Source organism: Arthrobacter sp. HMWF013 (assembly GCF_003061105.1).
Classification (GTDB): domain Bacteria; phylum Actinomycetota; class Actinomycetes; order Actinomycetales; family Micrococcaceae; genus Arthrobacter.
On sequence record NZ_QAIQ01000072.1, the window covers coordinates 1 to 9,403 of the forward strand.

11 protein-coding genes are annotated in these 9,403 nt (G+C 66.3%); 6 read left to right on the top strand and 5 right to left on the bottom strand.

Annotation, left to right across the window (positions count from 1 at the left end; genetic code table 11):
* Positions 1 to 1,834, bottom strand: a 1,834-nt coding sequence (locus DBR22_RS03460) for an elongation factor G-like protein EF-G2 (RefSeq protein ID WP_108597798.1), incomplete at its 3' end; no start/stop codon positions are given.
* 162 nt (positions 1,835 to 1,996) lie between these two features.
* Here DBR22_RS03460 and DBR22_RS03465 point away from each other — a divergent pair.
* Positions 1,997 to 2,581, top strand: coding sequence for a hypothetical protein (locus DBR22_RS03465; RefSeq protein WP_108597799.1), 585 nt, complete (start codon positions 1,997 to 1,999; stop codon positions 2,579 to 2,581).
* Here the strand turns inward: DBR22_RS03465 and DBR22_RS03470 are convergent.
* Positions 2,578 to 3,003 (bottom strand): ChaB family protein, encoded by a 426-nt coding sequence (locus DBR22_RS03470; RefSeq protein WP_108597806.1) that lies wholly within the window; start codon positions 3,001 to 3,003, stop codon positions 2,578 to 2,580. The genes DBR22_RS03465 and DBR22_RS03470 overlap by 4 nt on opposite strands.
* A 77-nt stretch (positions 3,004 to 3,080) precedes the next feature.
* Positions 3,081 to 4,019, bottom strand: a complete 939-nt coding sequence (locus tag DBR22_RS03475) for a 5'-3' exonuclease (protein ID WP_181365008.1) — start codon at positions 4,017 to 4,019, stop codon at positions 3,081 to 3,083.
* A 105-nt stretch (positions 4,020 to 4,124) separates the two neighbouring features.
* Between DBR22_RS03475 and DBR22_RS03480 the strand changes: the two genes are divergently transcribed.
* The 3 genes from DBR22_RS03480 to DBR22_RS03490 are packed head-to-tail and all read left to right on the top strand — an operon-like array spanning position 4,125 to position 6,667.
* Complete coding sequence (locus tag DBR22_RS03480) at positions 4,125 to 4,592, top strand: hypothetical protein (protein ID WP_108597801.1); 468 nt, start codon at positions 4,125 to 4,127, stop codon at positions 4,590 to 4,592.
* Positions 4,589 to 6,295: a DUF5671 domain-containing protein gene (locus DBR22_RS03485; protein WP_108597802.1), complete on the top strand. Its 1,707-nt coding sequence runs from the start codon at positions 4,589 to 4,591 to the stop codon at positions 6,293 to 6,295. The genes DBR22_RS03480 and DBR22_RS03485 overlap by 4 nt, the downstream gene beginning before the upstream one ends.
* Before the next feature lie 54 nt (positions 6,296 to 6,349).
* Entirely contained in the window at positions 6,350 to 6,667 is a 318-nt protein-coding gene (locus DBR22_RS03490; RefSeq protein ID WP_108597803.1) for a glyoxalase, read from the top strand.
* Positions 6,668 to 6,670: 3 nt separating this feature from the next.
* Here DBR22_RS03490 and DBR22_RS03495 read toward each other — a convergent pair whose 3' ends face one another.
* Positions 6,671 to 6,886 (bottom strand): transcriptional regulator, encoded by a 216-nt coding sequence (locus DBR22_RS03495; RefSeq protein WP_104174334.1) that lies wholly within the window; start codon positions 6,884 to 6,886, stop codon positions 6,671 to 6,673.
* 54 nt (positions 6,887 to 6,940) lie between these two features.
* Positions 6,941 to 7,177, bottom strand: a complete 237-nt coding sequence (locus DBR22_RS03500; protein ID WP_108597807.1) for a hypothetical protein — start codon at positions 7,175 to 7,177, stop codon at positions 6,941 to 6,943.
* 79 nt (positions 7,178 to 7,256) lie between these two features.
* On the opposite strand from DBR22_RS03500, the gene DBR22_RS03505 reads away from it, so the two are divergent.
* Positions 7,257 to 8,294 carry a LacI family DNA-binding transcriptional regulator gene (locus DBR22_RS03505; protein WP_108597804.1) on the top strand — a complete coding sequence of 346 codons (1,038 nt, stop codon included), beginning with the start codon at positions 7,257 to 7,259 and terminating at the stop codon, positions 8,292 to 8,294.
* Between the two features lie 111 nt (positions 8,295 to 8,405).
* Positions 8,406 to 9,254 (top strand): DUF4397 domain-containing protein, encoded by an 849-nt coding sequence (locus DBR22_RS03510; RefSeq protein ID WP_108597805.1) that lies wholly within the window; start codon positions 8,406 to 8,408, stop codon positions 9,252 to 9,254.
* Positions 9,255 to 9,403: the final 149 nt, after the last annotated feature.

Consider the following 9,403-nt stretch of genomic DNA (forward strand, 5'->3'; position numbering starts at 1 on the left):
AGTCAACGCTGTGCGCTTTTCCGCCTACCAGGGTTACGCGCAGGTCAACCACGGGGAAGCCAGCCGCCAGTCCTTTCTGCATCTGGGCACGGACCCCTTTTTCCACCGAGGAGATGAAGGTTCCCGGGATCACGCCACCCACTGTCTTGTCCACGAATTCGAAGCCGGCGCCCCTCGCAAGCGGTTCGACGTCGATATCGCAGACGGCGTACTGCCCGTGCCCACCGGACTGTTTGACATGCCTGCCGTGCCCGGCGGCCGGGGCGGCGAAGGTCTCACGCAGGGGCGTCACGACCTCGAGGGTGTGCAGCTTAACGCCCTGGTCGCGCAGCCTGTCCAGCACTACGTCAGCGTGTGCCTCCCCCATGCACCAGAGGATCAGCTGGTGCGTCTCGGAATTCCGTTCCACCCTGAGAGTGGGATCGCCGGCAGCCACCTTTGCCAGGCTCCGGGCGAGCGCATCTTCATCGCTCCTGGAGTCCGCCTCGATGGCCACCGGCATCAGCGGCTCGGGCATTTCCCAGGTGGCCAGCAGCAGCGGCTGGTCCTTGCCTGAAATGGTGTCGCCTGTCTCGGCACTCCCCAGCTTCGCCACGGCGCAGATGTCTCCGGCGACGCAGTGCGGCACGGGGCGCAGGTTTGCTCCCAACGGGGAATAGAGGTGCGTCAGGCGTTCGTCGGCGTCATGGTCCTGGTGGCCGCGCTCAGCGAGTCCGTGGCCGGCCACATGCACTGCGGTGTCTTCCCGCAGGGTGCCGGAGAAGACCCGGACCAGGCAGACCCGTCCCAGAAAGGGGTCCACCGTGGTGCGGACCACCTCGGCGGCCAGCGGGCCGGCAGGATCGCACGCCAGCGCTGCTGCCCGGCCCCCTGCCAGGTCGGTTGTTTCGGGGACGCCGCGCTCCAGGGGCGACGGAAAGGCCTTGGTCAGGAGCTCCAGGAGTTCCGCGGTGCCGAGCCCGGTCACTGCCGATGTGGGAATGACCGGGAAGAAGGAACCGCGTTCGACGGCGGTTTCCAGGTCAGCGACCAGGACCTCAGCATCGATGTCCTCGCCCCCCAGATAGCGGTCCATCAGGGTCTCGTCCTCGCTCTCCCCGATGATCCCTTCGATGAGCTGGCCACGCGCGGCTTCGGATCCGGACAGCTCTTCGGGGCTGCCCTTCGACGTTGACGGCGCTGACTGTTCGGGCGAGTAGTCAGAGACCGTTCCTGACAGTAATCCGAGGAGCCCGGTCACTTCCCCGCCAGCCAGGACCGGGACATAGAGCGGCAGTACCGACTCACCGAAGGCCCGCTGGCAGGCGGCCAGGACGCCGTCGTAATCTGCGCGGGGATGGTCAAGCCGGGTGATCACCACGGCCCGCGGAGTCCCGGCCTGTTCGCATTCCCCCCACAGCGCGGTGGTGGTGGCATCGATGCCGTCCACGGCTGAGACAACAAACAGGGCCGCGTCCGCAGCCCGCAGCCCCGCCCGAAGTTCGCCGATAAAGTCCGGATACCCCGGCGTATCCAGGAGGTTCACTTTAGTGCCGTCAATAAGCAGCGGAACCACCGACAACGTGACGGAGCGCTGCTGATGGACTGCGGCAGGATCGGAGTCGGTGACGGTGGTTCCCTCAGCGATCGAGCCCTTCCGGGTAATCATGCCGTGCGCAGCCAGCAGTGCCTCAACCAGCATGGTCTTCCCGGCAGCAGAGTGCCCGATCAACGCCACATTCCTCACCTGGGCAGGGTCCTGTGCCGCGATGCCCGCCTGGGCGTCAGTCCGCCGGCCTTCCGGGCCGCCCCGCCCCGCCGTCCGCGCTGTCTCCTTTGTGCCTTTGACTGACATGGGAACCTCCTGGCGTCTTTGCCATGCACCGTGCCGAACCGTGTCCTTCGATTCGACACCCTGGCGGGCATAACGGCAAGAGCAGCAGCGCTGGCAAACACCCGGCACCGGAGGATAATGGCAGCCAGGTCACCGGTCGGGACGGGATTGAGGAGATCGGTTATGCAGGCACTTCCGCGCATCACGGTGGAGGTGCCCGTGCTCAGTGTCGGAACAGGGCCAGCCGACTTCGAAGCACTCGGCAACCATGTGCTGGCTCTCCGCCGGCCGCGGGGACTGCACCTGACCCTGCTTCATCTGGGCATCCTGGAGGATTTCGGCCGGGATGTGACGGAGTGGACCAAGGGAATCACGGGCGCTGATGAGGCCATCGGGCAAACGGCGGCCTGGTTGCGGGCGCTGCCGGTGCTGGCCGGTTTTTCCGGCACGGCAGAGCGTCTGATGGTGCTCGGCGGAGGTGGCATTGCGGGCCTCGAGGTGGAGGTGCCGCAGCACGTGCACGACTTCCAGGTTGCGCTGGTTCAGGGGCTGCACGGGTTGCTGGAATCGCTGCTCGTGGACAACGTGGACGACTTCATCCTCAGCTCCCCCGCGCTGGGCTACCGGTACCCACACTGGGTTCCCCACGTAGCGGTGGGCCGGCCCCTCTCCCGGAGGTCCGGACCAACGGAGATTGCCCCGCTGGCCCTCGTCTTCGGTCCATCACAGATCAGGAACGGCCAGTTCCTGCCAGCGGCCTCCCCTTAGTCTTTCAGGGCCTTCCGGGTGGCGGCGTCGTTGGCCTTCTGCAGCGCCTTGACGAGTCCGTCTTTGTCCATTTTTGAACGGCCCTGGATGTTCAGTTCCTGGGCGCGCTTATACAGGTGCTCTTTCGAGGCGTTGGCGTCCACGCCTCCCGCGGTGGGCTGGGACGAGTCGGCTCCCTGTTCTGCGTGTTTGTCGGAGGGGCCGCGCTTCTCCTTTGGCTCCCAGTGATCGCCCACCTTCTCGTAGCTGTGCTTCAGTGACGCGAATGCTGTGCGGGCCGCCCGGCTTTCGTCGTTGTCGTAAGACTCGAGGGCTGAATCGTAGGTCTTGGCAAAGGTGTCCTGGGCTTTTTGCTCGGAGCGCTGCAAGGTTGAGGGCAGCTCCTCCTTGCGGGCATGGTCATTCCTGCCGGTCTTGGGCATGGCATCCACCCTCTTTTATCAGCATGCTTATCAATTGGATACAGCCAGCTTACCCACCGCCCCCCGCCGTCTCTGCCTTAGCCCGTCAGGTCCAACGCGGCCAGCAGTCTCTTGACGGAGCCGCCGAGGTTCCACTCAAGCCCGAGACGCTCCAGTTCGGCACGCGGGCCGCCGGCGACAGGGCGCAGCCGGGCTCCGGCCTCCGCCGGGCTGGGCAGCTCCAGGTCGCGGACGATCTTCACCACGGTGGGTGCGACCATCAGGTAGTCCGCGGCGGCGGCGAGCTTTGCACGCACCGAATTCGACAGGCCACTGCCTCCGTCCGCGGCCGCTGCGAGCAGGCTTTCGAGGGTTCCGTACTCCAGCAGGAGTGACGCGGCGGTCTTCTCCCCGATCCCGGCGACGCCCGGCAGCCCGTCCGACGCGTCGCCCCGCAGTGTGGCGTAATCGGCATACTGTTCAGGCAGCACCCGGTACTTCCCGACCACCACAGCATCGGTCACTTCCTCGAGGTTCCGCATCCCCTTCGCGGTGTAGATCACCCGCACCTGGCGGGCGTCGTCCACGACCTGGAAAAGATCGCGGTCACCGGTAACAACATCGACCGGAACATCCGCATGGCTGGCGTAGGTGCCGACGACGTCGTCCGCTTCATGCTCGGCAGCTCCCACCACCGCGATGCCGGCCAGGCCAAGCACGTGCCGGATCAGCGGGATCTGGGCCTCCAGGGCGTCCGGGACAACCTCGACGTCGGTGTCACCGGCTATTTCTTCGGCGACCCGGTGCGACTTGTAGGTGGGGATCAGGTCAACGCGCCACTGCGGCCGCCACGCGTCGTCCCAGCAGGCGATCAGGTGGGTCGCGCCGTAGTCGGTGGTCAGCCGGGCAATCATGTCCAGGAGGCCCCGGACCGCGTTCACCGGTGTGCCATCGGAACGGACGATGGTGTCCGGAAGTCCGTAGAAGGCGCGGAAGTACAGGGAGGCGGTGTCGAGCAGCATGAGGCGGGTTGGCATACCTGATCCTGACACGGATTCGCCGTGCCGCGTTAGGGACCGCACACCGGAAATCAGGGCCGGAAGACACCTCCACGTGGGCCGACGGTACGCCATACTGACCGCATGAACGCTGCCGCGCGAAAACCTGACCGGGTCCTCCTCATCATCGTCGCAGCCATTGCCTGCCTGGTGATCGTGGCGTTGGCAGTGGTCTTCACCCGCGGAGAGCCCGAGGCACTGGACGGGTCGACACCCGCCGGGGTGGTCCAGCGGTACAGCACCGCGGTCATCGACGGCGATACCTCCACCGCCGATTCCTACCTCACGGACTCGGCACGCTCCATGTGCCGCGGCTTCGCCGAAAGCGGCCCGCTGCCCACCCGCATCGTCCTGATCTCCGCCACCGAAAGGGACAACACCGCGCTGGTTCGGGTCTCTGTGGTTGTCAGCACTGGCTCCGGTGGCCCGTTCGGACCGTCCGAATATGAGATGGAGGACCGGTTCTCCCTGGTGAAGGCCGATGGCAAGTGGATGGTGGACCAGGCACCGTACCAGCTCCTGTCCTGCTCCGGGCCGGCGGTAAAGCCATGACATCCCAGCTGGACGCGGGAATTGCACCGGCAGGCTCAGCGCAACTGACCCTCCGCCGCCTGATTCTGTACGTACTTTTGTTTGCCTTGGTGGTCATCGCGGCGATCGGACTCAGCGGACTCCTGGAGCGGCTGTTCAGCACAGAAGCGGTGCTGGCGTCCGCTGACGTGGCCGGCTTGTCCCGGTCCCTTGCGTTCACGCTGATCGGCGGGCCCCTCGCCGCGCTCCTGTGGTGGTTTGTCTGGAAGAGGCTCGAAGATCCTGCAGAACGCGGAACGGCTGCGTGGGGCCTGTACCTGACAGCCGTTTACGCGGTTTCCCTGTTCGTCTCCACAACGTCACTGCTGGGAATGGCGGCGAACTTCATTGGCAGGCAGGAACCGCAGTGGCACGGCCTCCTGTCCACGGGGCTGGTCTGGGCGGCGATCTGGATCTGGCACCGCTGGATGTGGCGCCACCCGGTCAAACATCCCCTTAATCTTGACGACATCCCCGCCGTCATCGGGTGGGTCTACGGACTGCTGGTAGGCGCCATCGCCGCCATCACCGTGCTGGGCGGCCTGCTCGACGTCGCCATCAGGGGCTTTGTCAGCCTCACCCCGGCGGCGGAATCGTGGTGGCAGCCCTTGCTCCGGGCGCTCGTGTGGGCGGTCGGCGGCGGCGTGATCTGGTGGTGGCACTGGTACAGGGGCGGCGGCAGGAAACTGCAGACCACCCTGGTGGATGTGGCACTGATTGGCGCGGGGATCTTCGCGGCCGGCATCACGGCACTGGTGGGGGCCGGCGTCGCCCTTTTTGTCCTCCTGAGGTGGGTGTTCGACAGGACCGGGCCCCTGAACGAACTGCTGGCTCCCCTGGGCCCGGCCATCGCCGCCCTCGCCATCGGCGCCCTCGTGTGGCGGTATCACCGCGTGAGTGGGAGCGCCCGCTCTGTTGCCACCCGGCGCGCGGGCCTGCTGGTGACCGCAGGGGTCGCCTTGGCGGCGGCCGCCTCCGGAGTCGGCGTGGTGATCAATGCCGCGCTTGCCATGGCTGTGTCACCCCTGGCGGGAGGCGGCACCCGCACCCTGCTGCTCGGTGGCCTCAGCTCTCTCTTAGTGGGCGGGCCCGTCTGGTGGCGGGCATGGAAGCCGGCCAGGCAGCCCCGTACGGCCGAGGCCATCCCGCCGGGCCGCCGCATCTATCTCATAGTGTTCTTCGGCGTCAGCGCGGTAGTGGCGCTCATTGCCTTGCTGGTGATTGGCTACCGGCTCTTCGAATTCCTCCTCGGTGACGTCTCCCAGGGCAGTCTCCTGGACCGCGTCCGCGCGCCGCTGGGCCTTTTGACGGCGGCGGGCTTTGTGGCCGCCTATCACTTTGCCCTCTGGCGCCGGGAGCGGGTCCTCCTCGCCGCCGCGGCGGCCGCAGCGCCGGCGGCGACCAAGGCCGGCACCATCAGGCACGTCGTCCTGGTGACCTCCGAACGGCATGAGCCGCTGGTCAAGGCGATCACCGACGCCACCGGTGCCAGGGTCACTGTATGGAAAAGGGCCGGCGCCGGGCGCGGACCGGCGCCCTCGGCGGGCGGCCTGCCCGGGGAGCCGGAGCCTGGAGCGCAGCTGGTCTCTGCCTTGGCTGGCATCACAGCGACGAACGTCCTTGTGGTGACCGGCCAGGGCGCAGGGATCGAGGTGATCCCTATCGAAACCGGCACCAAAGGATAAACAGCTGACGCCGGACCGCGGCGTCATCCCCTTTCTGGTCTGCAGGAGATTGCCATGGGTGGAGTAGTACATTTCGAGGTTCCCGCGGACGACGAAGAACGGGCGAGGAACTTCTACTCAACAGTGTTCGGCTGGGACTTCCAGGTCCTTCCGCCGGAGATGGAGTACAGCCTTGCCATGACCACGCCGGTGAACGACAAGGGTGTTCCCCTGGAACCGGGATCCATCAACGGCGGAATCGGCCGTCTTGGCGGCGCAACGGTGCGGGGCAGGATGGAAGTTCCAGGCTCGGGCTGGAATGCCTACTTCCGGGACCCCGAGGGCAACGTCATGGGACTGTGGCAGAACGCCGGTACGCCGGCCCAGGAGTGACGTTTACTGTTTCCCGTATTTGCGGTGCACTGCCTGTTTGCTGACGCCCAGGCACAGGGCAATGGCCTCCCAGGACAAACCGGCCTGACGGGCCTTCCGGACCAGGGATGCTTCAGTCCGTCCGACTTCCTTCTGCAGTTCAGCCACGGCGTACAGCGCTTCGGCCGGACCTTTGCCATCCATCGACGCTACAAGAGTCTTCATGCGTTCCACCTCCATTCGTCAACATTAGTTGACGGATGGAGGCTTCGTCAACATTAGTTGACGTGCAAATCAGGGGTTTTCGGGCATTTCGTCGTTCGCCACGGCCTCGATCCAATCGATCGCCCGGTCGGAGAAAAAGAAGCCGGACCCCTCACCCTGTCCAACCCACCACTCCCCGCCGTCAACAATCCCGCCGGCATCTTTGATCTCGGCAACGATCCCGGGCGGCACCGCGTCCCCATTGTTCCGGATCAGCCATTCCCGTGTTGAAGGCTGCAGTTTGGGCCACCACTGCTCGATACTCATGGCCACAGTCTGCCACCTGGCCAGGTTCCCCGGTACGGTCCATTCGCGATTCCCCTGTCCGGTCACGCACAATGGGCCCATGAAAAAAAGCGACGCCCGCCTGCCGCGGCTTGAAGATGTGGCTGAGCACGCGGGGGTCTCCCACCAGACGGTGTCCCGCGTCATCAACAACCACCCGAACGTCAGCAAAGCAACCCGGGAAAAGGTGGAGGCCGCCATCTCCGAGCTTGGCTACCGCCGGAACACCGCGGCGCGCAGCCTGGTGACCAGGCGCTCGCAGACCATCGGCGTACTGGGCAGCGAACTCGCGCAATACGGCCCGGCCAACACACTGCTGGGCGTGGAACAGGCGGCACGGGACGCCGGCTATTTCGTCAGCATCGCCGCCCTCCGCTCCGTCAGCCGCGACGCCATCTTCGACGCACTGCGGCACTTCACGGACCAGTCCGTGGACGGCATCGCCGTACTGGTGCCGCACTCCGAAACCCTGGCAATCCTTGAGGAGTACAACGCCGGCGTTCCCGTCATTGCTGTCGGATCGCTGGGCAACGCAGCCGTGAGCGGCGCGATGGTGGACCAGAAGCGCGGTGCCGAGCTCGCCGTCGGGCATCTCATCGAATGTGGCCACCGGCGGATCGGCCACGTGGCCGGGCCCTCCGACTGGACTGACGGAGCCCTCCGCGCCGAGGGCTGGCGCAGCGCGCTCGCGGACGCCGGACTCCCCCACGACCTGCTGCACGAAGGCGACTGGAGCGCGGGCAGCGGCTACGAGATCGGCTGCCGGCTCGCGGCCGAACGCTCAGCAACGGCGCTTTTTGTGGGCAATGACCAGATGGCCCTGGGCATCCTGCGTGCCTTCAACGAGGCAGGAGTCCGGGTTCCCGACGACGTCTCCGTGGTGGGCTTCGACGACCAGCCGGAATCCGCATACTTCAGCCCGCCGCTCACCACTGTCCGCCAGGACTTCGAGGAACTCGGGCGCCGCTGCATGGACATCATGCTCAAGGAGATCGAGGCCGGAGCCTCCGTCAGCTCCACGGTGGTCACTCCCGGGCTTCTGCTGCGGGCCAGCACGGCTCCGCCGGCGGCCAGTCCCAGCCAGCCCTCAGGGACATGAAAAGTTTTTTTTGGAAAAATTCCATGCAAGTGCATCCGGATTCGATGCTGCGCCGGTAGTAGGGGTGTAAGCAAAAAATGCCCGCGAGGCGGGCCGATGAAGGAGCAGGACATGCGTAGAAGCATTTTCACAGCAGGCGCGGGCGCAGCAGCAATTGCGGCAGCAATCGCTCTGGCCGGCCCGGCACAGGCTGCCGAGGGCGACGCCCAGCTTTCGGTACTGCACGGCGTTCCCGGACTGACCGTGGATGTCTGGGTCAACGGCGACCGGACCCTGGACGATTTCACCCCCGGAACCTTGGCGGGGCCGCTGGCTTTGCCTGCCGGCGCCTACGAACTGGCCATTACCGCCTCGGATGCCGCGGACGCCTCGGCTCCTGTCATCGGGCCGGTTACGGTGACGCTGGCTGCCAACGGCAACTACACGGCGGTGGCAAACCTCGATGCAGCAGGCAAGCCGACGGCGAACTTCTTCACCAACGATGTCTCGCAGATCGCGGCGGGCAAGGGCAAACTGACTGTCCGGCACACCGCAGCAGCCCCCGCAGTTGATGTCCTTGCCGGCGGCGCCCCCGTCATCACCAACCTGGCCAACCCCAACGAGCAGACCCTCAGCCTGGATCCCGGAACCGTCCCGGCAGCAGTAGCCGCCACCGGAACCACCGCCCCGGTCATCGGCCCGGCTGACGTGACCGTCAGCGAAGGCACGCACACCATCGTGTACGCCTGGGGCAGCCTGGCCGACAAGAACCTCCAGCTGGCCGTCCAGACCATCGAAGGCCTTCATTCCTCACCCGGGTCAGTACCGGGAGCGCGTGACGGCTCGTCCGATACCGCAGCAGCAGGCATGGGATCGGCAGGCTCAACGGTAGCAACCATCGGGTTTGGCGCCTTGGCCCTGGCCCTGCTCGTGGGCGGCGTCAACGTAGCCCGCAGTGTCGCCGCACGCCGCGCAGAGTAGCAAAGCGAAGCGCAGCTAAACGCGGGCACAGCAGTATGCGGCCCGGCCGGAGCGGCGAAAGCCGTTCCGGCCGGGCCACCCGCACTGACAGACAGCAAGGAAGCCCAACCGGGCCGGCAGCAGGGAAGAGGGGCCATGGCAACCAGCAC

Coding starts and splice junctions, on each gene's coding strand:
- DBR22_RS03505 (WP_108597804.1), top strand. CDS start 7,257: ATGAAAAAAAGCGACGCCCGCCTGCCGCGGCTTGAAGATGTGGCTGAG.
- DBR22_RS03500 (WP_108597807.1), bottom strand. CDS start 7,177: ATGAGTATCGAGCAGTGGTGGCCCAAACTGCAGCCTTCAACACGGGAA.
- DBR22_RS03490 (WP_108597803.1), top strand. CDS start 6,350: ATGGGTGGAGTAGTACATTTCGAGGTTCCCGCGGACGACGAAGAACGG.
- DBR22_RS03480 (WP_108597801.1), top strand. CDS start 4,125: ATGAACGCTGCCGCGCGAAAACCTGACCGGGTCCTCCTCATCATCGTC.
- DBR22_RS03475 (WP_181365008.1), bottom strand. CDS start 4,019: ATGCCAACCCGCCTCATGCTGCTCGACACCGCCTCCCTGTACTTCCGC.
- DBR22_RS03495 (WP_104174334.1), bottom strand. CDS start 6,886: ATGGAGGTGGAACGCATGAAGACTCTTGTAGCGTCGATGGATGGCAAA.
- DBR22_RS03470 (WP_108597806.1), bottom strand. CDS start 3,003: ATGCCCAAGACCGGCAGGAATGACCATGCCCGCAAGGAGGAGCTGCCC.
- DBR22_RS03465 (WP_108597799.1), top strand. CDS start 1,997: ATGCAGGCACTTCCGCGCATCACGGTGGAGGTGCCCGTGCTCAGTGTC.
- DBR22_RS03510 (WP_108597805.1), top strand. CDS start 8,406: ATGCGTAGAAGCATTTTCACAGCAGGCGCGGGCGCAGCAGCAATTGCG.
- DBR22_RS03485 (WP_108597802.1), top strand. CDS start 4,589: ATGACATCCCAGCTGGACGCGGGAATTGCACCGGCAGGCTCAGCGCAA.